Raw genomic sequence first — 19,699 nt, 5'->3', positions numbered from 1 at the left:
TGCAACCGTCAGGCGGTGGCAGCGCCGTAGACAAGGGCTGTGTCGAAATACTCGTAGAATTCCACTGCCTTGCCATCCTTGAAACGCCAGAAATCGACCTTCGGGGTCTCAGCGATCTTCCCGGTCCTTTTGTTGGTCCAGGCACATGAGCCGCGCGCAAAAACAGCGTCGCCCTGCGCGACGTATTCATTCATGGTGTAGTGCTGCATGCTCCAGTCAGCCAGCAGACCGTCGAAATAGCCACGCAGCTGCGCGCGGTCGTCATAACACTTGGCAAAGGGCACCGCCGGAGCCCCCTGCGGAAGCGAGTCGAATTTGATCTGCGGGCCGATGACGCTGTCGAACCAATAGTCGACGCTCCCGCCTTTGCTGTCGTTCCACCGACGATAGGCTTCTTTGAGCAACTGAACGTTGGCTTCGCTGGACATCGCATTCCCTCCATATGCATTTGACAATGAACGTGGGAAACGCGGCCACCCGCTTCAGAAGTGGCGGGCTTGTTTTGGCTCTACCTCCGAGCGTAGCACAATGAGTCTACAAAAAAAGGCCCCGGATCGCTCCGGGGCCTTCGTGTCGCAGCTGGATGCGATCTCAGTAGCGGTAGTGGTCCGACTTGTACGGACCTTCTTGCTTCACACCGATGTAGTCGGCCTGGTCCTTGCGCAGCTCGGTGAGCTTGACGCCGATCTTGGCGAGGTGCAGGCGCGCGACCTTCTCGTCCAGCGACTTCGGCAGCACGTACACTTCCTTCTTGTACTTGCCGTCCTTGTTGTTGGCGAACAGCTCGATCTGCGCCAGCGTCTGGTTGGTGAAGGAGGCCGACATCACGAAGGACGGATGACCCATCGCGTTGCCGAGGTTCACGAGGCGGCCTTCCGACAGCATGATGATGCGGTGCTTGTCGGGGAATTCGATCTCGTCGACCTGCGGCTTGATGTTGGTCCACTTCAGGTTACGCAGACCCGCGATCTGGATCTCGTTGTCGAAGTGGCCGATGTTGCAGACGATGGCGCGATCCTTCATCGCGCGCATGTGCTCGATCGTGATGATGTCCTTGTTGCCGGTCGCGGTGACGAAGATGTCGGCGCGCGGGGCGGCGTCCTCCATGGTCACGACCTCGTAGCCTTCCATCGCGGCCTGCAGCGCGCAGATCGGATCGACTTCCGACACCATCACGCGGCAGCCGGCCTGGCGCAGCGATGCGGCCGAGCCCTTGCCGACGTCGCCGAAGCCCGCGACCATCGCGACCTTGCCCGACATCATCACGTCGGTGCCGCGACGGATGCCGTCGACCAGCGATTCACGGCAGCCATAGAGGTTGTCGAACTTCGACTTGGTGACGCTGTCGTTGACGTTGATCGCCGGCCACAGCAGCGTGCCGGCCTTCTGCATGTCATAGAGACGATGCACGCCCGTGGTGGTCTCTTCGGAAACGCCCTTGATGCTCTTGGCGATCTCGGCGAAGTAGCCCTTCGGCTTTTCCTTGAGCTGCTTCTTCAGGAGCGCGAAGAAGACTTCCTCTTCCTCGGAGCCGGGCTTGTCGAGGAAGGCGGTGTCGCCGTTCTCGGCGCGCAGACCGAGATGGACGTACATGGTGGCGTCGCCGCCGTCATCGAGGATCATGTTCGGGTGACCGCCGCCGTGCCAGTCGAACAGTTTTGCGGTGTAGTCCCAGTATTCGGCCAGCGTCTCGCCCTTAACGGCGAACACCGGAATGCCGGCGGCGGCGATCGCGGCCGCAGCGTGGTCCTGCGTCGAATAGATGTTGCAGGAGACCCAGCGAATGTCGGCGCCGAGGGCTGCCAGCGTCTCGATCAGCACGCCGGTCTGGATCGTCATGTGCAGCGAGCCGGCGATGCGCGCGCCCTTCAGCGGCTGCTTCGGGCCGAACTCCTCGCGGGTGGCCATCAGGCCGGGCATCTCGGTCTCGGCCAGCGAGAGTTCCTTGCGGCCGAAGTCGGCCAGCGAAATGTCCTTGACGATGTAGTCGGTGAAGCCGGGCTTCGCATTCATAGCGGAGGTCCTGTTGTTGAATTGGTCGTTCCGGGCCGCCCTGGAAAGGCGAACCCGGAATCTCGACATGATGGATAAGGATCCCGGGTTCGCCGCTGTCGCGGCGCCCCGGAATGACGTTGGTACTTAGACTGCGCGCTTGAGCGCTTCGACGAGATCGGTCTTCTCCCAGGAGAAGCCGCCCTCGTTGTCGGGCGTGCGGCCGAAATGGCCGTAGGCCGAGGTGCGCGCATAAATCGGACGGTTGAGGTCGAGATGGCTGCGGATGCCGCGCGGGGTGAGATCCATCGCCTTGGCGGCGGCCTTCTCGAGTTCGTCCTCCGACACCTTACCGGTGCCGTGGGTGTCGATGTAGATCGACAGCGGACGCGCGACGCCGATGGCGTAGGCGAGCTGGAGGGTGCAGCGATCGGCGAGACCGGCGGCAACGATGTTCTTGGCGACGTAGCGCGCCGCGTAAGCCGCCGAACGGTCGACCTTGGTCGGATCCTTGCCGGAGAACGCACCGCCGCCATGCGGGGCCGCGCCGCCGTAGGTGTCGACGATGATCTTGCGGCCGGTCAGGCCGGAATCGCCGTCCGGACCGCCGATGTAGAACTTGCCGGTTGGATTGATGTGCCAGATGGTCTTCGGCGTGATCCAGTCCTTCGGCAGCGCCTCGCGGACATAGGGCTCGACGATGTCGCGGATCTGCTTCGACGAGATGTCCTCGACCAGATGCTGGTGCGACACGACGATCTCGCGCACGCCGACCGGCTTGCCGTTCTCGTACTGCACGGTGACCTGGCTCTTGGAGTCCGGACCCAGCACCTTCTCGCGGCCGGAGTGACGCGCTTCCGAGATGAGGCGCAGGATCTTGTGGGCGTAGAAGATCGGCGCCGGCATCAGATCAGGCGTCTCGTTGGTGGCGTAACCGAACATGATGCCCTGGTCGCCCGCGCCCTCTTCCTTGACCTCGCCCGGCTGCAGCGCATCGACGCCCTGCGCGATGTCGGCCGACTGCGGATGCAGCAGGATCTCGATGTCGGCCTTCTCCCAGTGGAAGCCGTCCTGCTCGTAACCGATGTCCTTGATCGCGGCGCGCACGACGCCTTCGATCTGCTCGTTGGTGACGGATGCGGGACCGCGGGTCTCGCCGGCGATCACCACCTTGTTGGTGGTCGCGAGCGTCTCGCAGGCCGCACGGATCTGCCACGGATCGATGCCAGCCTTCGGCCCTTCGCGGTAGAACAGATCGACGATTTCATCGGAGATCCGGTCACAGACCTTGTCGGGATGACCCTCGGACACGGATTCGCTGGTGAAGAGATAGGACGCGCGCATCAGTAACCCCTTGTTCCGCCGTTAACCTGGCGGGCGTTTGCGATGTTTAACCTTGGATTATGTCAATCACGCCGTCGCGAGATGACGTAGGACTCGTCGAGAAACCAGAGCCCGTTGTACTTCCGCAGCACGTCCCGGGCGGCATCCAGAGTGCGGCCGTTTTGAGTCATTTCTGTCAATCGGTCGTCCTCGATCTGCGCCACATACACCGCCGCATTCCACGCTGCAAAGGCCGTCGAGGTTCCGATGGTACCCGTCACCTCGTTGGGCAGCGCTTCCATATCATACCTGAAGATCGAACGGTTGTCCGCATAAGCATTAAAATTTAGGTCCCGGCCCAACGACCCAAGCTCGTACTTCACGGCGCGCAATAGCTCATGACGGCTGACCGCGAAAGGATTTTCTCCAGGCCAGATCGCCTGGATCATTTCCATGCCGGGATCGTGACCGTGGGAGTGGATTCCGATCAGCCGCCCGCCCGGCCGAAGCGCCCGCGCCAGCGGTGCAATGATCCGCTTTGCCCGGAAATTGACCGAGGACAGGGCGCGGTAGGGCTGGGATGCAATGACCAGGTCGAAATTGGCCTCGGTCTGGCCCGGCCGCGGAATGGTCGAATCCAGCAGGAACCTGTGGTCCTCGCGGTAGAGCACCAGGACGACGGGCCGCTCGTAGAGCGGCATGGCCGTGCGTGGGCTGATCGCGGCGCGCCAGTTCTGCTCCAGGAACGGCCTCAACTCGGCGATCTGCTGCTCGAACTCGCCTGACGAGGCGCCCCGTAACGGAACCTCGTGCCAGACGGTGGCGGCCGCCGCCGCAGGCGATGCCGGCGTGAGCCAGGGCGCCTCGGAGTAGAACATGTTGGTGAACACGAACACCGACGCCGGATGCTCGAAAATGCGGTCCGGGACCCTCTCCAGCGTCAGCCGCAAGTCCTCGAGGCTGAGCTCCTTGCCGGCGACGTAGAACGGCATGTGCGGGTAGCGCTGGTGCGTTGCGCGCAGCACCCGGGCCAGCACCGTGCCGTCGCCGACCCCCGCGTCGAAGATACGCAGCGCCGGCGGACGCGGATGGATGCTGGCGAGCTCCAGCGCGACGCGCTCGGCGACCACCCGCTTCTCGCTGCAGGTATGGACGAACAGCAGGTATTTTTGCCGGTTCTCGAAGAAACGGAAATTGCCGCGCGGATCGCGTTTTTCCGGGGGCACCTGGAGCCCCCGCGGCGGCGGCAGACCGCCAGTCGTCGATGCGGCGATATAGGCCTGGATCCGCTCCAGCGTGTCGATCGTGATGCGCTTTCCCTCGCGCAGGCGATGGACCAGCTTCCCATCGTTCACCGCGCGCCGGCCAAACGTCGATTCCGCCATGTCCGCCTTGCGGCAGAACTCGGTGATTTGGCTAAGGATTTCGTCGTTCTTCATGAGTGGGAAAGCGGTGGGCAGAACTGTTGGGACCAGCGTCGTAGCAAAATCTGCCCACTGAGGGAATACCCTCTCTTGGCTTTACCCCACGTCCAATGACGAGCGCGTGAACCCCGGCGCACCGCCGGGCAACAAACAAGCGCTTCTCCTTCAAGGGACCATCGTCATGCGCCGCCTGCTCGTCGCGCTCTGCCTGCTCACAGCAACCCTGTGGGCCGCACCCGCCTTCGCGCAGGCGCGCAGCCAGCTCGGGCCGCTCTGCACGACCGACACCACGCCGCCAGACCAGATGATCGACGCCTGCAACAAGATCGTCGCGCTGAAGGTGTTCAAAGGTGAGCAGCTCGCGACGATCTATTTCTGGCGCGCGGTGGGCTGGAACAAGAAGGGCGACTATTCGAAGGTCATCGCCGACACCACCGAGGCGATCCGGCTCCAGCCGAGCCAGGCGGTCTACAATCTCAGGGGATCGGCCTATTACGACAAGGGCGACTACGACATCGCGATCGCCGATTTCGACGATGCGCTGAAGCTCGGCCCGCCTGATGGCACGATCTTCCACAATCGCGGCAACGCCTGGCGCGGCAAGGGCGACTACGCCAAGGCGATCGCCGACTACGATGCCACGATCAAGCTGCAGCCCAAATCGACGTTCTCGTTCCAGAATCGCGGCATTGCGAAGGAGGCGCTCGGCGATCTCGACGGCGCGCTTGCCGACATCAACCAGGCGATCCGGCTCGACCCGACACTGCCGCAGCCGCTGATCAACCGCACCGCGATCTGGCGCGTGCGGGGCGATCTCGATCGCGCCGTTGCCGATGGCAGCGAGGCGATCCGGCTTGCGAAGGAAAAACCGCCCGTCAACATCATGACGCCGCCGAACAGCGTGCTGATCTCCGGCAATATCCACCGCGCGCTGGCCTATGAGGCAAAGGGCGACTACGCCCATGCGCGCGACGACTACAAGGCGACGCTGGCGATCGTGGCGTCCGATGCCGGCAGCAAGGCCAACCAGGCGACCGCCAAGGTGCGGCTGTCGCTGGTGACGGATGCGCTCACCCCAATCCCGCGCGATGCGCCGTCGCCGGTGACGCAGCCGGCCCCGCAGCAAACGGGCGCGGCACCTGCGCCCTCGCCTGCCCCGGCGACGCCTGGCAAGCGCCTCGCACTGGTGATCGGCAATGGCGCCTACGCGCATGTCAAGGCGCTGCCCAATCCGGCCAACGATGCGCGCGCCGTCGCCAGGAGCCTGCGCGACATCGGCTTCACGGTGTCCGAGGGCATCGATCTCGACCGCGCAGCGATGCAGAAAGTGACGCGCGACTTCCTGCGTGAGGCGGCGCGGGCGCAGGTCGCGTTGGTCTACTATGCCGGCCACGGCGTGCAGGTCGACGGCCGCAACTATCTCATCCCCGTCGACGTCGAGCTCAAGCCGGGCGCGGGCATGACGGAGGCGATGATCGACATGGACACGATCATGGCCGGCCTCGACGACCAGGTCCGCACCAACATTTTGATCTTCGATGCCTGCCGCAACAACCCGATGGCGCAGCAGGTCGCAGCCGCCGGCACCAACCGAGGCATCGAGGGCGCTTCGGGCCTCGCAGCGCCAACGAGCCTGGGCGCCGGTGCAACGCTGGGCGCGGGCACGCTGATCGCGTTCGCCACCGCGCCGGGCCAGGTCGCGCTCGATGGCGAAGGCGCCAACTCGCCGTTCTCCGCCGCCCTCTCCCGCCATCTCGGCACGCCGGGGCTGGAGGTGCAACAGATGCTGACGCGCGTGCGGGCGGAAGTGGTCTCGAGCACGAAGAACAAGCAGGTGCCGTGGTCGAACTCGTCGCTGCTGGGCGAGGTCTATCTGGCGGAGAAGTGAGGGCGGGTGAGCGCACTGGTTTTCGAGGGTGTGACGCTGCCCGCCACTCACTCGGTGTCATCGCCCGACTTGATCGGGCGATCCAGTAATCCGAGACGCCAGTGATTCACCGAGAAGACGCGGCGTACTGGATTCCCCGCTTTCGCGGGGAATGACAGCAGCCATGTGGCAAACTTAGTTGCCCCACACTTCCTTGGCGATCTCGACCGCAAGGCCGAGCTTGGCCCACTGCTCTTCCTCGGAGAGGATGTTGCCTTCCTCGGTCGAGGCAAAGCCGCATTGCGGGGACAGCGCGAGCTGCTCCAGCGGTGCAAACTTGGCGGCCTCTTCGAGACGACGCTTGATGTCATCCTTTTTCTCGAGCTCGCCGAACTTCGAGGTGATGACGCCGACCACGACGACCTTGTTGCCCTTGGGCAGGAAGCGCAGCGGCTCGAAGCCGCCGGCGCGGTCAGAGTCGTATTCGAGGAAGTAGCCATCGTAATTGGTGCCGGCCAGCATGGTCTCGGCCACGGGCTCGTAGCCGCCCGAGGAGATCCAGGTCGAGCGGAAATTGCCGCGGCAGACATGCGTCGTCACCACCATGTCGGCCGGCTTCTCGGCCAGCGCGTAATTGATGACGCGCGCATAGATCTGCTGGAGACCCTCGGGATTGTCGCCACGCTCACGCGCCTTCTGCAACTCGTCCTGCGAGCAGAGATACGCCCACACGGTGTCGTCGAACTGAAGATAGCGGCAGCCGGCATCGTAAAACGCCTTCACGGCCTTGCGGTAGGTCTTGCCGAGGTCTTCGTAGAACGCGTCGAGATCGGGATAGACGTCCTTGGAGATCGCCTTGCGGCCGCCGCGGAAGTGCAGCACGGCCGGCGAGGGGATCGTCATCTTGGCGGCGACGTGGGCCTGGTCGGCGGACTTCTTCAGGAAGCGGAAGTGATCCAGCATCGGATGGTCGTCGGGGAAATCGAGCTTGCCGATCACGCGGACCGCGTCATGCCGCGTCTCGACGCCCGCGAACTGGATGCCCGTGTCCGGGTGAAACATTTCGCAGCCGGTGAGCTTGGCCAGGAAATCGAAATGCCACCAGGAGCGGCGGAATTCGCCGTCGGTCGCGAGCTTCAAGCCGATCGAGGCCTGCTTGTGCACGACCTTCTCGATCTCCATGTCCTCGATCTTGCGCAGATCGTCGACCGAGATCTCGCCCTTCTCGAGCCTGGCGCGGGCTTCCTTGATCTTCGCGGGACGCAAGAGGCTGCCGACCTCGTCGGCGCGGAAGGGGGCTTTGGTTCGCTGCATTTTCTACTCCCGGGATATTTTAGTGGGCCGCCGCCCCTGCGACGCCGAGGTGGCGTTCGAGGACCGACGGGTCGGCCTTCAGCGCGGCACTCGGGGCGTCGTGGACGATCGTTCCGCGCTCCAATATCACAACACGGTCGGCGAGCCCCAGAATCTTTTGCGCGTTCTGCTCGACGATGATCGAGCAGATGCCGCCCGCCCGGGTGATGCTGCCGATCGCCTTCAGAAGCTCCTCGACGATGATGGGGGCGAGGCCCTCGGTCGGCTCGTCCAGCAGCAGAACCTTCGGGTTGAGGGTCAGCGCCCGGCCGATCGCCAGCATCTGCTGCTCGCCGCCGGAGAGCTGGTTGCCGAAATTGCTCCGCCGCTCCTTCAGCCGCGGGAACATCTCGTAGACCCTCTCGACCGTCCAGGGGCCGGGCTGCGCCACCGCGGTCATGTTCTCTTCCACCGTCAGCGAGCGGAAGATATTTCGCTCCTGCGGCACCCAGCCGATGCCGGCCCGCGCCCGCTGATCGGGCCGCAAGCTCGTGACATCGGTGCCGGCCAGCGCGACCGAACCGGAGAAACGGCGGGTCACGCCGACGATGGAGTTGATCAGCGTGGTCTTGCCGGTGCCGTTGCGGCCCAGCAGCGCAAGCACCTGCCCCTCGGCGAGGCGCAGGGACATGTTGGGCAGCACCACCGCCTCGCCATAGCCGGCGCGAAGTGCGTCGATCGCGAGCAGGTCAGACATTGACCGCCTCCTCGCCGAGATAGACGGCCTTGACCTGCGGGTCGCGCGCGACCACGTCGGGTGGACCTTCTGTGAGCAGCGCGCCCGAGACCAATACCGAGATGCGGTCGGCGAAGGAAAAGACGAGGTCCATGTCGTGCTCGATCAGCAGCACGGTGACGTCGCGCGGCAGGCTGCCTACGACGGCGAGAATGTCGTGGCGTTCGCTCTCGGGCACGCCGGCGGCGGGCTCGTCGAGCAGCAGCACGCGCGGCTTGACGGCGATCGCGACCGCGATCTCGAGCAGGCGTTGCTTGCCGTAAGGCAGCGTCACGGTCTCTTCGTTCATGACGTCGAGCAGATGGAAGCGCCTCAGGAGATCGGCGATCTCGCCGTTGACGTCGCCCCGCGTGCCCATCCGCCGCCACCAGTCGCCGCCATGGCCGAGGCGCTCGGAGACGGCGAGGCCGATGGTCTCGAGCGGGGTCAGGTCGGGATAGAGCTGGTTGATCTGGAAGGTGCGCGACAGGCCGCGCAGCACGCGCTTGTGCACCGGAAAATCCGTGATGTCCTGGCCTTCGAGCAGGATCCGGCCCGAGTTCGGCTTGAGCACGCCGGTGAGCTGGTTGATCACAGTGGTCTTGCCGGCGCCGTTCGGGCCGATCAGCGCGTGGCGGGCGCCCTGCTCGATCTTGAGCGACAGGTCCCGCGTCACGCGCAGACCGCCGAACTGCTTTTCGAGATTTTGGGTTTCGAGCGCGATGGTCATGCGTCGCTCTCCGGCACGGCAACGACGGCCTTGCGTCCGGCAACCTGCTTGATGACCAGGTTCGGCACGTACAGCATCCAGCGATGCAGGCGCTGGCGGCCGACGAGCACGATCACGACCAGCACGAGACCGATCCAGAACTGCCAATATTGCGGGGTGATGGTGGAGAACAATTCCTGGAGCATACGGAACACCACCGCACCGACCAGCCCGCCATAGAGATATCCGGTTCCGCCAATCACGAGCACCAGCATCAAATCGGCCGAACGCTCGAAGGCGAACACGTCGAGGGAGGCGATCGCCGTGGTCTGGGTGAACAGCGCGCCCGCGATGCCGGCATAGAACGCCGCGAGCGTGTAGATCGCGATCAGGCGGCGGTTGACGGGGATGCCGATGGCGGCGGCGCGCAGCGGATTGTTCTTGATCGCGCGCAGCGACAGGCCGAACGGCGAATGCACGACGCGGCGGGCGAACAGGAACAACAGGAACAGCACCGCCAGCGAGTAGAAAAAGCCGGTCTTGCCGAACATGTCGAACGCAATCTCGCCGAAGATCGGCTGCATCTCGATGCCCTGAAGGCCGTCGGTGCCGCCGGTGATGTTAGAGAAGCGCTCGGCGAGCGCTTCAAGCAGCAGCGCGATGCCGAGCGTGACCATCAGCCGGGTCAGATCGACGCCGCGGATCACCAGGAAGCTGGTGGCGAAACCCAGCACCATCGCGGCAAGGCCGGCGACGATCAGCGCGAGCACGGGCTCGTTGATGATGCCATGCAAGGCGAGAAGCCCCGCGGCGTAGGCGCCGACGCCGAAGAAGGCGGCGTGGCCGAGCGAGACGATGCCGGCATAACCGAGGATGAGATCCAGCGACATCGCAAACAGCGCCAGCCGCAGGATGTCGGTCATGATCAGATAGCGCGTGGGAAATGCGAAGCCGCAGGCCAGCACGACCAGCCAGAAGGCGACTTCGCCATAGTGCCAGCGTGCCTGGCGCTGGGCGTGATAACCGACGTCGGAGGAAGCGCTCATCGGCGGCCTCAACGCGCGGCCGTGCGGCCGAACAGGCCGTTCGGGCGCCAGATCAGGATCACGATCATCATGGTGTAGATCACGAAGGGGCCCATCTTCGGCACGTAATATTTGCCGGCGACGTCGCCGATGCCGAGCAGGAGCGAGGCCAGGAACGGCCCGGTGATCGAGGACGAGCCGCCGACGGTGACGACGATCAGGAAGTAGATCATGAACTTCAGCGGGAAATACGGATCGAGGCCGAGGATCTCGGCGCTCAGCGCGCCGCCGAGGCCGGCGAGCCCGCAACCGAAAGCGAAGGTGAAGGCGAACACCTGCGGCACGTTGATGCCAAGGCCGCTCGCGGCACGGGGATCATCGACCGCGGCGCGCAGCCGGCTGCCGAACCGGGTCTTGGCCAGCACCATCTGGAGACCAATGGTGAGCAGGCCGCAGATCACGATGATCATCAACCGGTAGCGGCCGATGCCGACGCCGAACACGTCGAACTGGCCCTGGAGCGCAGCCGGCAAATTGATGAACACCCGCGACGAGCCCTGGATGTAGTCGACGGCCGCGACCGACATGAACGTGAGACCGATCGTGAACAGCACCTGGTCGAGATGGCTGCGCGCATAGAGATGGCGGTAGAGCGTTCGCTCCAGCACGATGCCGATCGCAGCCGACGAGACGAAGGCGAGCGGCAGCGCGGCGAAGAACGGCCAGCCCATCCGATTGACCAGGACCATGCAGACATAGCCGCCGGCCATGGCGAAGGCGCCGTGGGCGAGGTTGACGAAGTTCATCAGGCCGAGCGTGACCGCAAGCCCGCAAGCGAGCACGAACAGCAGCATGCCGTAGGCAACGCCATCGAACAGGTTGGTGAGGATAGAGGTCATCGTCTCAGCTTGGAGTTATCGTCATGGCCGGGCTTGTCCCGGCCATCCACGTTCTTGTCCGGGCTTTGCGTGGATGCCCGGGACAAGCCCGGGCATGACGCAGAGTGTAGCTCACGAGATCCCGGGGTCGCGCTAATGCGCGCCCCGGGATGCCCCGCTTTCGCGGGTCACTTCTTGGTCTTGCCGAGATCCTTGACGGCTTCGAAGGTCGCGAACTCGACATTGTAGAGCTCGCCGTCGACCTTCTCGACTTTGCGGATGTAGATGTTCTGCACGATGTCGCGGGTCTCGGGGTCGATCGAGATCGGGCCGCGCGGGCTTTCCCACTTCTGGCCCTTCATGGCTTCGACCAGCTTGGTGCCATCGGTGTCGCCGTTGGTCTTCTTCAGCGCCTCGTAGATGAGGTGGATGCCGTCATAGCCGCTCACGGCCATGAAGCCCGGGCGGTTGCCGAAGGCCTTCTTGTAGGCCGCGACGAAATCCTTGTTCATCTGCGAGGGATGCGCCGCGGAATACAGATGCGCGGTGACCGTGCCGAGCACGGCGTCGCCCATGTTGTTGAGCAGGTCGTCGTCGGTGACGTCGCCCGGTCCGATCACCTTGATGCCGGCCTTGTCGAGGCCACGCTCGGCATACTGCTTCATGAAGTTGCCGCCCTGGCCGGCCGGCACGAACACGAAGATCGCGTCGGGCTTGGCGTCCTTCATGCGCTGGAGGAACGGCGCGAAATCCGGATTTGCGAGCGGCGTCTTCACCTCTTCGACCACCTCACCGCCGCCGGCGGTGAAATTCTGCTTGAAGAAGTTCAGCGCGTCGTTGCCCGGCGCGTAGTCGGAGGTGAGCGTCGCCACCTTCTTGATGCCGTTCTTCACCGCCCAGTCGGCGATGATGGTCGACGACTGCGCCAGCGTGAAGCTGGTGCGCACGATGTAGGGCGAGCGCTCGGTGATGATGGAGGTGCCGGCCGCCATCACGACTTCCGGGATCTTGGCCTGGGTTGCGAGCGGCGCGGCCGCGAGCGCGGCCGGCGTCACGCCGAAGCCGGCGATGAAATTGACCTTGTCGTTGACGATCAGCTCCTGCGCGGCCGTCTTGGTCTTGTCCGGAATCGCGGCGTCGTCCTTGAGGATGATCTCGATCTTCTTGCCGGCGACGGTGTCGCCCTTCTGCTGCATGTAGAGCTTGATCGCGTTCTCGATCTGCTTGCCGGTCGAGGCCTGGCCGCCGGTCATCGGCAGGATCAGGCCGACCTTGACGGTGTCCTCGGCCTTGGCCGGCACGATGGCCGCGAGGCCGGCGATGGCGGCCGCTGCTGCGGTCCAAGAGACCTTGTAAGAAAACGTCTTCCGTTCGAACATCAGATGTCCCTCCCCTTCATTCCTGACCTCTTGTGCGCCGGACCGAGTGCCCGGTCCTTGGCTCAACCTTAGCTCACGCACGCGCGATGTCGCGCCACATGGCGTCTTTCGCGCCCTTATTGTCAATCGGACGTTTGGCGACCATTCGGCGCAAGCCGCGCGTCCCGATGGCCGACGACGGGAGCGATGCCGTGGTTACGTCGGGGTAACCCGAGCCCCCGATCCTGGCCGCTCCTATTTGTACGATTGTACAAATAAAATGGACCTGTCAACGAAAAAGCCCCGCCCCCGACCAAGCCAGTTTGTCGCGTGCCCCTTGCCACAGTCTAGAAAGCGACCAGACGCGTGGATGGAGGATTTCGTCTTTCTTTTGCAGAATTCGGACACCGGCGAGTCTTCGGTTCAGCGCAAATCGGTAGCTAATTACCTACCTCGAATAAGTCTATTTTACCTTGTTGAAGACTACTCTTCCCGCGCCAGCCTAACCCGGCGTCCAACCTGACTGAATTCGCGCGCGCACAATGCTCAAGCCCTTCCGCTCCGTCCTCACCCTCTTTGCGCTCGCCGCGGGGCTGTCCGGCTGCGGCACCGTCAACGAAAAGCTCACCGCCGGCATGGGCGACTACGTCCCGCAATGGGCCGGCGGCCTGCCGGCCGACGCACCGCCGCGGCCCGGCACGCCGCAATACGACGCCTACATGAAAGAGCGCGAACGCAAGCGGCTGCTGCCGGCGGCGGATCGCGAGAAGGAAGAGCAGGCGCAGAAGGGTGCGACGGGGTCCACGTCGGGCGGCGCGGTGCGCTGAGGCACAACAACGATCTCGCTGTCATTCCGGGACGCCTCGCAGAGGCGAACTATGGTGCGCAATTGCGCACCCGAGAATCTCGAGGTTCCGGATTCGCGCGTCGCGCGCTCCGGAACGACGGGCAATCAATCCATGAACACCACGGTCTTGCGGCCGTTGAGGATGACGCGGTCGTCGAGGTGGTAGCGGATCGCGCGGGCCAGCACGCGCCGCTCGATATCGCGGCCCTTGCGGACGAGATCCTCCGGCGTGTCGCGGTGGCTGATGCGCTCGACGTCCTGATCGACGATCGGGCCTTCGTCGAGGTCGCGCGTGACGTAATGGGCGGTAGCGCCGATCAGCTTGACGCCGCGCTCATGGGCCTGGTGATAGGGCTTTGCGCCCTTGAAGCCCGGCAGGAACGAGTGGTGGATGTTGATGCAGCGGCCGGAAAGCTTGGCAGAAAGATCATCCGACAGGATCTGCATGTAGCGCGCGAGCACGACGAGATCGGTTCGGGTCTCGGCGACGAGATCGAGGATCTGCGCCTCCTGCTCGCGCTTGGTCTCCTTGGTGACGGGCAGATGGTGGAACGGGATTCCGCCGAAGTCGAGCCCGGCATAGACCTCGCGCGGATGGTTGGAGACGATTGCGGTCGGGACCATCGGTAGCTCGCCGGTGCGCCAGCGATAGAGGATGTCGACCAGGCAGTGGTCGGACTTCGACACCAGCAGCATCACCTTGCGATGCGCGGCACGGTCGCGCATCTGCCACTCCATGCCGAAACGCTCCGCGATCGCGGCAAAGCCGGTCTGGAGCGCCGACAGCTCCACGGCGAGATCGGCCGCGGTGAACACCACGCGCATGAAGAACTTCTTGGTCTCGATGTCGTCGAACTGCTGGGCATCGAGAATGTTCTGTCCGTTATGGGCCAGGAAGGTCGACACCGCTGAGACGATGCCGGGACGATCCGGACAGGACAGGGTCAGGACATATTGATGATCGGGCATGGCTCTTGATGAAGGTTTGGGCAGCGACTGCGGAACGACCCGCGATTTGCGCCCTGCTCTATCACCGACCCCGCCCTCGCGCCAATCCCAAGACTTGATCCCAAAGACTTGCGTCAGCATAAAGCGCGGAGTCAGGATGAACGGACCATTGCAATTTACCGCCGGAGCACACCCATGGCCGACCGCTTGAACGGCTACCGCATCCTGATCCTGGAGACGCGCGAGGAGGCGCAGTTTTCAAAGCTTCTGGCGGAGCAAGGTGCCGATGTCGTGCAGTGCCCGATGTTCACTATTCACGACGCGCCCGATCCCGCCCCGGTCGAGGCCTGGATCCGCCGCGCCATCGACCAGCCCTTTGACGATCTCGTGCTGATGACGGGCGAAGGCCTGCGGCGGATCATGAAGCTCGCGCGGAGCCGTGGTCTCGACCAGGCTCTGGTCGCAGCCCTCGCCAAATCGCGAAAATTCACTCGCGGCCCGAAGCCCGGCAAGGCGTTGCGCGAGATCTCCCTCGATGCGCAGCAGACCACGGAGAAGCCGACCACCGAGGGCGTGATCGAAATACTGGGCAGGCTCGACTTGAACGGGCGACGCGTCGGCCTTCAGCTTTATCCGGACAAGGACCACAGCGCACTGACCGGCGCACTTGCCGCGCAAGGCGCCGATGTCGATACGGTGCTGCCTTATGCCTACGACTCAAAGGCGGCGGACGCCAACATCGTCGCCGCCATCGACGACATGGCCGAGGGGCGGATCGATTCCATCGCGCTGACCAATCTTGGCCAGGTCCGCCGCCTCGTGGAAGCCGCGAAGGCACATGGCAGTGAGGCGAAGTTGCGCGCAGGGTTGGAGCGGACGCTGATTGCGTCGGTGGGTCCCGCGGTGTCGGGAGAGCTCGCCGCCCATGGCCTGCGCACGGACATCGCACCGGCGGAAGACCACTATTTCATGCGCCCGCTGATCTCGGCGATGGCGGCAGCGCTCGCCGAGAAACGGCCGAAGGTGGCGGGTTAGTCACCAGCCGACGATGCTTAGCTCGCCACCTGCGAGGCGGCCGACATCAACTCCTGAGGGCTCGGAGCCCCGAACATGCGGTGGCCGCCTTCAGGAACCTCGGTAAAGGTCCAGCGCACGATCCCCTCGCGATCGAGCAGGAACTGGCCGAACAGCTGGCCCTGGCCGGTTGCCGCCATGCGCTGATCGGCCTCCATCATCTCGTAGCCGTCCTTGTTGTTGAGGTACTCGGCAGCCGCCAACCGATTCATCGACCCCGACGTTTCGCCGGGCACCTCCACCTGCATGCTCTTGACGACGTCCATACCCACCTTGCGCGGCCACTCGGTTTCGTTCTCCGTAAACTCGATAGTGGGCAGGCCGAACGCGCGGTGCGAGACCCGCTCGGGGTCGGACGCGGCGAGCAGATTGGGCAAGGGATGATAGCGGAAGTAGAGCCGCGCGCGCTCGATGGGCGTGTTCACGACCGTGAGACTTTCGACGCCCTTGTCGCGCAGGGCTGCGTCAAGTTGCGCCTGTGCCGCGATGTGGCGCCGACAGAACGGGCAGTGCAGCCCGCGAAACAAGCCGATCAATATCGGGCTATGCCCGCGAAAATCCTGGAGCGCGATCGTTCCATCGCGTGTGATCGCGTCCAGCACGATGTTCGGTGCGCGATCGCCCGGTTGAAGCGGTCCGTCGACATGAAGTTCTGACATGGTTGAACTCCTTCATATGACCTAGTCAAGAAATGGCAGTACGATCAGCCCGGCGGGATCAAGCCCGTGGCGGGCGCAGACATCATGCGCCAGCGCGAAATATCGGTCGGCCTCGGGCATGTCGCCTCGATCAAGGCTCAGCGTGGCGAGACCATCATAGCATGGAAAGAGCTGCTGCGGTTCGCCGGTTTCGTTCGCCACCTCGATTGCCTCATTGTAGCAAAGGGCGGCCAGATCGGGGCGGAAGTGGCATTGATGGATTTGCCCGAGAACGATCAGGGGCACAGAGAGATGTTCGCGCTGATCGAGTGCCCGGTCGATTTCGATCGCCTTCTCGGCAGCCGGCACGCCTTCCTCGGTACATCTGTCCGTGAAGGTGCAACACGCAACGGCAAAATTGGCAAGGAGGCGTGCCTGGAAGCCGAGATCCCCGATCCGACGCGCGACATCGAGTCCACGCCGGCAGACCTCCACGGCTTTCGCCGGGTCGACAATCGTGTAGAGCACACCGAGATTGGTGTAGCCGCGGCAGGCTACGTTAAGGAAGCCGGCTGTTTCGGCGGCCGCAACACTTTGCTCCACCTCGCGCACTGCCTCCTCGTGTCGTCCAAGCCGCGCCAGCGCAACGCCCTTGGTGTTGAGGGCCTCCGCAATCGCACGTGCGGCCTCGGGCCCACTCTGCTCGTCCGCGTCCGCCGGTACGGACCGTGCATAGCCGAGCGCCTCGTCCGCCCATCTTGCGGCGGCGACGTGATCGCCGGTCCGAAACGCGAGACGGCCGCGCTCCTGCAGGAGATGCGCCCACTCGATGGGCGCGTCGGTCCCTCCAAGCAGGTTGGCCGCCTCGGCGTAATGCGTCTCTGCCTTGATCCGCTTGCCGGCGTCCCACAGCAATCGGCCAAGCTTGCGAAGAATTCGTGCTTCGCCGATACCGTCCTGTAAGGCGCGGTGCCCCTCCAACGCGCTCTGATAGTGCTCCTCGGCTGTGTTCCGGCGGCCAGCCGCGCCACAAAGGTCCGCAATCCGCTCGTACAGGACCAGACGTTCCGGCTCCCGTTCGCCGCCGGTCAACAGTACGGCGAGGGCCTGTTGGTAGAGACGGATGGCATCGTCGTTCGCATAGCTCGCGCGTGCCCGATCGCCGGCCGCGCGCAGATAGCGTGCGCCTTTCGGCTTGCTCGCGCTCAGACTGAAGTGATGTCCGAGCAGTATGAGATCTTCGAGGCGCTCGGGCTCATGGCCATAGAGCCTCTCCAGCGCCCCGCCGATCCGTCCATGAAGCTCGATCCGGCGCTGCAGAAGCAGGTTTTGATAGATCACGTCCTGAAGCATGGTTTGCGTGAAGCGGTAGGTTCGCAGTGAAATCGAGTTCGCGCCCGCGATCTCCTCGATGATCTCCGCGTCGCACAGAAGCTCGAGCCCTGCTTCAACCCTTGCTGGCTCGGTTGCCGCCGCACCGAGTGCAACCGCATCAAAACGCGGGCCGATCACGGCGGCCTCCTGTGCCAGGCGGCGCACCTGATGCGGCAACCGGTCGAGACGCGCCAGCAACAACGCCTGAATGCTTGCCGGAATATCGGCGGCCGCTTCATCCGACTTGATCCGCCACTGCGCGCCGTCGCGCTCGAGGGTGCCGACTTCGATGAGGCCGCGTATGATCTCCTCGAGGAAAAGCGGATTGCCGCCGGCGCGATCGAGGATTCGACCGAACAGACCTCCCGGCGGTTCACGCCAACCGTGACTGAAATAGGCCGCGAGCAGCTCTTGTCCGTCGGCGTCGCCAAGCGGGGGCAGCCGAAGGGTTGTGTGACTGATCCTGCTCGAACCGAACTGGTCCAGTTCCAGCATCGGCCGATGCGTAAACAGCAGCATCAGCCGCGTCCGCTCCAGTCGGTCCATCAGGAACCGCAACGCTTCAAGCGAGACCGCATCGGCCCAATGCAGATCCTCGACGATGATCAGCAGTGGCGACAGTGCCAGGCGGCGTTCGAAGACGGTGCGAATCGCGAAGAATATCTGCCGGCGGAGCTGTTCGGGCTCGACATGCCTGAGGGCGGCGTTGGGGTCGCCGAGGCCGAGGACGTGCAGATAGAGGGGCATCAGGCGGTCGGCCTCGTCGGTCGCGAGGCCAAGCTCCGACAGCGCTTCGGCGACCTTCGCCTCCGCCTCTACGGCGCCCGCCTTCTGCGCGATGCCATAGGCGCTACGCAGCACGGCGGCGAGAGTGCCGTAGGATTGTTCGCCGAGCGGCGAGCACGCCGCGTGCCGGATCGCCACGCCGGCGAATCGATCCTGGTCGCGGATGCGCGCGACGAACTCGCTGACCAGGCGCGTTTTCCCGATGCCGGCTTCGCCGACCAGCCGCACCAGTTGAGCCGCGCCGCCGCACGCGCGATCAAGGCTGCCGATCAGGCGCGCAAGCTCGGCGTCGCGCCCGATCAACGGCGCATTGAGGCCCAGCGTGTCGAGACCGCGCGCCGCACGGGGCGTGTCGAGCGGCTCCTTCAGACGGTGGACCAGCACGCTGCCCATCTTGCCCTTGAGCGAGACCTCGCCAAGCGAGTCATAGGAGAACGCATGCCGCGTCAGACGGTGGGTCAACGGCCCGACCAGCACCTCGCCCGGAGCCGCCATCGACTGTAGTCGCTGGGCGGTATTCACCGTGTCGCCGGTCACCGAATAGGATTTGGAAACACCCGCCCCGAGCCCGCCCGCGACGACGTGCCCTGTGTTGATGCCGACATGGAGCAGCAGCGGTGAACCGGCATACGCCTCCGCGCGTTCGCTGAGGCGCGCCGTCCGGCCGATCATGTCGAGGGCAGCGCGCATCGCCCGCTCCGGGTCGTCCTCGTGCGCCGCCGGCGCACCAAACAGAGCCAGCAGCGCATCGCCGATGAATTTGTCCACGAAGCCGCCAAAGCTTTGCACCGCGGCCGTCAACTCCTCGAACAATTCGTTTTGAAGCGTCTGCATGACCTCGGGGTCGAGCCGCTCGCTCATCGCAGTGAAGCCGCTGAGGTCAGCAAACAGCACGGTGATGGTGCGGCGGTTCGCCTCGCTGTCGATCTTGTCCGACGGAGCTCGAAATGCGGCTTGAGCCTCCTCCGCCGGCACGAGCGGCGGAGAGGAGGACTGGATCGGGAGCGTCGTCTGGCTCGTCCGCGCCGATGTCTGCCCGCCTGTGGGGACCTCAGCGACGAAGGCACCGCATTTCGGGCAATAGGCGAAATCCGGCGCGCATGGAAAGCCGCAGCCAGGGCACGCGTTCGGCTGCTTCGTGCCGCACTTCGGGCAGAAGGCAAAGCCGCTCTGGACCTCTAAACCACAGCAAGAGCAGTTCATGGGTCAAGACCTCGCGGAAGCCGCGATGGCGCGAGTTCCTGGACCTGCCGAATGGGCCCAGGAACCAGGCAAGCATGGGCTCGTCACACGGGAAGAGCAAGCGGTGGTTGATCACCCGCTCCGTATCGGCTAGGCGACGAAGCGATGCTGCGGGCGCACTGGCGCACCGCAAATCGTCGGCAGGC

At 64.4% G+C, this 19,699-nt stretch carries 16 protein-coding genes; 3 read left to right on the top strand and 13 right to left on the bottom strand.

The annotated features are described in order from the left end of the window. Positions 1-8 precede the first annotated feature (8 nt). The 4 genes from ABIB99_RS04060 to ABIB99_RS04045 all read right to left on the bottom strand — a co-directional run bounded on the left by ABIB99_RS04060 (position 9) and on the right by ABIB99_RS04045 (position 4,754). A complete protein-coding gene (locus tag ABIB99_RS04060; RefSeq protein ID WP_028151994.1) occupies positions 9-428 on the bottom strand; it encodes a nuclear transport factor 2 family protein in 420 nt (139 codons plus the stop codon). Between the two features lie 163 nt (positions 429-591). Continuing rightward, the gene (gene ahcY, locus ABIB99_RS04055) at positions 592-2,013 is read right to left on the bottom strand and encodes an adenosylhomocysteinase (RefSeq protein ID WP_063982186.1); all 1,422 of its coding nucleotides are present in this window, start codon (positions 2,011-2,013) and stop codon (positions 592-594) included. A gap of 126 nt (positions 2,014-2,139) precedes the next feature. After that, positions 2,140-3,336 carry a methionine adenosyltransferase gene (metK, locus tag ABIB99_RS04050; protein WP_071912054.1) on the bottom strand — a complete coding sequence of 399 codons (1,197 nt, stop codon included), beginning with the start codon at positions 3,334-3,336 and terminating at the stop codon, positions 2,140-2,142. Positions 3,337-3,398: 62 nt separating this feature from the next. After that, the gene (locus ABIB99_RS04045) at positions 3,399-4,754 is read right to left on the bottom strand and encodes a hypothetical protein (RefSeq protein ID WP_038957543.1); all 1,356 of its coding nucleotides are present in this window, start codon (positions 4,752-4,754) and stop codon (positions 3,399-3,401) included. Between the two features lie 166 nt (positions 4,755-4,920). Between ABIB99_RS04045 and ABIB99_RS04040 the strand changes: the two genes are divergently transcribed. Further along, positions 4,921-6,627 carry a caspase family protein gene (locus tag ABIB99_RS04040; protein ID WP_354174918.1) on the top strand — a complete coding sequence of 569 codons (1,707 nt, stop codon included), beginning with the start codon at positions 4,921-4,923 and terminating at the stop codon, positions 6,625-6,627. A gap of 174 nt (positions 6,628-6,801) precedes the next feature. Here ABIB99_RS04040 and ABIB99_RS04035 read toward each other — a convergent pair whose 3' ends face one another. The 6 genes from ABIB99_RS04035 to ABIB99_RS04010 all read right to left on the bottom strand — a co-directional run bounded on the left by ABIB99_RS04035 (position 6,802) and on the right by ABIB99_RS04010 (position 12,665). Next, on the bottom strand, positions 6,802-7,920 hold the full coding sequence (locus tag ABIB99_RS04035; protein WP_208087776.1) for a cobalamin-independent methionine synthase II family protein: 1,119 nt from the start codon (positions 7,918-7,920) through the stop codon (positions 6,802-6,804). 19 nt (positions 7,921-7,939) lie between these two features. Beyond that, a complete protein-coding gene (locus ABIB99_RS04030) occupies positions 7,940-8,656 on the bottom strand; it encodes an ABC transporter ATP-binding protein (RefSeq protein ID WP_166099597.1) in 717 nt (238 codons plus the stop codon). Further along, on the bottom strand, positions 8,649-9,404 hold the full coding sequence (locus ABIB99_RS04025) for an ABC transporter ATP-binding protein (RefSeq protein WP_208087777.1): 756 nt from the start codon (positions 9,402-9,404) through the stop codon (positions 8,649-8,651). Before ABIB99_RS04025 ends, ABIB99_RS04030 begins: the two co-directional genes overlap by 8 nt. Further along, positions 9,401-10,429, bottom strand: coding sequence for a branched-chain amino acid ABC transporter permease (locus ABIB99_RS04020; protein WP_166099602.1), 1,029 nt, complete (start codon positions 10,427-10,429; stop codon positions 9,401-9,403). The genes ABIB99_RS04025 and ABIB99_RS04020 overlap by 4 nt, the downstream gene beginning before the upstream one ends. A gap of 8 nt (positions 10,430-10,437) precedes the next feature. After that, positions 10,438-11,307 (bottom strand): branched-chain amino acid ABC transporter permease, encoded by an 870-nt coding sequence (locus ABIB99_RS04015; RefSeq protein ID WP_007612509.1) that lies wholly within the window; start codon positions 11,305-11,307, stop codon positions 10,438-10,440. Positions 11,308-11,474: 167 nt separating this feature from the next. Then, positions 11,475-12,665, bottom strand: a complete 1,191-nt coding sequence (locus tag ABIB99_RS04010; RefSeq protein ID WP_014493878.1) for an ABC transporter substrate-binding protein — start codon at positions 12,663-12,665, stop codon at positions 11,475-11,477. Between the two features lie 521 nt (positions 12,666-13,186). Between ABIB99_RS04010 and ABIB99_RS04005 the strand changes: the two genes are divergently transcribed. Next, the gene (locus ABIB99_RS04005) at positions 13,187-13,471 is read left to right on the top strand and encodes a hypothetical protein (protein ID WP_166099607.1); all 285 of its coding nucleotides are present in this window, start codon (positions 13,187-13,189) and stop codon (positions 13,469-13,471) included. A gap of 125 nt (positions 13,472-13,596) precedes the next feature. Here ABIB99_RS04005 and purU read toward each other — a convergent pair whose 3' ends face one another. Next, the gene (gene purU / locus ABIB99_RS04000; RefSeq protein WP_166099612.1) at positions 13,597-14,460 is read right to left on the bottom strand and encodes a formyltetrahydrofolate deformylase; all 864 of its coding nucleotides are present in this window, start codon (positions 14,458-14,460) and stop codon (positions 13,597-13,599) included. Positions 14,461-14,634: 174 nt separating this feature from the next. Here purU and ABIB99_RS03995 point away from each other — a divergent pair, with 174 nt between their 5' ends. Beyond that, a complete protein-coding gene (locus ABIB99_RS03995; protein WP_166099615.1) occupies positions 14,635-15,474 on the top strand; it encodes a uroporphyrinogen-III synthase in 840 nt (279 codons plus the stop codon). Positions 15,475-15,491: 17 nt separating this feature from the next. Here ABIB99_RS03995 and ABIB99_RS03990 read toward each other — a convergent pair whose 3' ends face one another. Beyond that, on the bottom strand, positions 15,492-16,172 hold the full coding sequence (locus ABIB99_RS03990) for a redoxin family protein (protein WP_208070465.1): 681 nt from the start codon (positions 16,170-16,172) through the stop codon (positions 15,492-15,494). Positions 16,173-16,193: 21 nt separating this feature from the next. After that, entirely contained in the window at positions 16,194-19,514 is a 3,321-nt protein-coding gene (locus tag ABIB99_RS03985; RefSeq protein ID WP_208087780.1) for an adenylate/guanylate cyclase domain-containing protein, read from the bottom strand. Between the last annotated feature and the right edge of the window lie 185 nt (positions 19,515-19,699).

It is taken from the genome of Bradyrhizobium sp. LA6.1 (assembly GCF_040547805.1).
Classification (GTDB): Bacteria; Pseudomonadota; Alphaproteobacteria; order Rhizobiales; family Xanthobacteraceae; genus Bradyrhizobium; species Bradyrhizobium barranii.
The sequence above is the reverse complement of the archived record's forward strand: the minus strand, read 5'-3'. Positions and strand labels throughout refer to the sequence as shown.

Coding starts and splice junctions, on each gene's coding strand:
- ABIB99_RS04060 (WP_028151994.1), bottom strand. CDS start 428: ATGTCCAGCGAAGCCAACGTTCAGTTGCTCAAAGAAGCCTATCGTCGG.
- ahcY (WP_063982186.1), bottom strand. CDS start 2,013: ATGAATGCGAAGCCCGGCTTCACCGACTACATCGTCAAGGACATTTCG.
- metK (WP_071912054.1), bottom strand. CDS start 3,336: ATGCGCGCGTCCTATCTCTTCACCAGCGAATCCGTGTCCGAGGGTCAT.
- ABIB99_RS04045 (WP_038957543.1), bottom strand. CDS start 4,754: ATGAAGAACGACGAAATCCTTAGCCAAATCACCGAGTTCTGCCGCAAG.
- ABIB99_RS04040 (WP_354174918.1), top strand. CDS start 4,921: ATGCGCCGCCTGCTCGTCGCGCTCTGCCTGCTCACAGCAACCCTGTGG.
- ABIB99_RS04035 (WP_208087776.1), bottom strand. CDS start 7,920: ATGCAGCGAACCAAAGCCCCCTTCCGCGCCGACGAGGTCGGCAGCCTC.
- ABIB99_RS04030 (WP_166099597.1), bottom strand. CDS start 8,656: ATGTCTGACCTGCTCGCGATCGACGCACTTCGCGCCGGCTATGGCGAG.
- ABIB99_RS04025 (WP_208087777.1), bottom strand. CDS start 9,404: ATGACCATCGCGCTCGAAACCCAAAATCTCGAAAAGCAGTTCGGCGGT.
- ABIB99_RS04020 (WP_166099602.1), bottom strand. CDS start 10,429: ATGAGCGCTTCCTCCGACGTCGGTTATCACGCCCAGCGCCAGGCACGC.
- ABIB99_RS04015 (WP_007612509.1), bottom strand. CDS start 11,307: ATGACCTCTATCCTCACCAACCTGTTCGATGGCGTTGCCTACGGCATG.
- ABIB99_RS04010 (WP_014493878.1), bottom strand. CDS start 12,665: ATGTTCGAACGGAAGACGTTTTCTTACAAGGTCTCTTGGACCGCAGCA.
- ABIB99_RS04005 (WP_166099607.1), top strand. CDS start 13,187: ATGCTCAAGCCCTTCCGCTCCGTCCTCACCCTCTTTGCGCTCGCCGCG.
- purU (WP_166099612.1), bottom strand. CDS start 14,460: ATGCCCGATCATCAATATGTCCTGACCCTGTCCTGTCCGGATCGTCCC.
- ABIB99_RS03995 (WP_166099615.1), top strand. CDS start 14,635: ATGGCCGACCGCTTGAACGGCTACCGCATCCTGATCCTGGAGACGCGC.
- ABIB99_RS03990 (WP_208070465.1), bottom strand. CDS start 16,172: ATGTCAGAACTTCATGTCGACGGACCGCTTCAACCGGGCGATCGCGCA.
- ABIB99_RS03985 (WP_208087780.1), bottom strand. CDS start 19,514: ATGAACTGCTCTTGCTGTGGTTTAGAGGTCCAGAGCGGCTTTGCCTTC.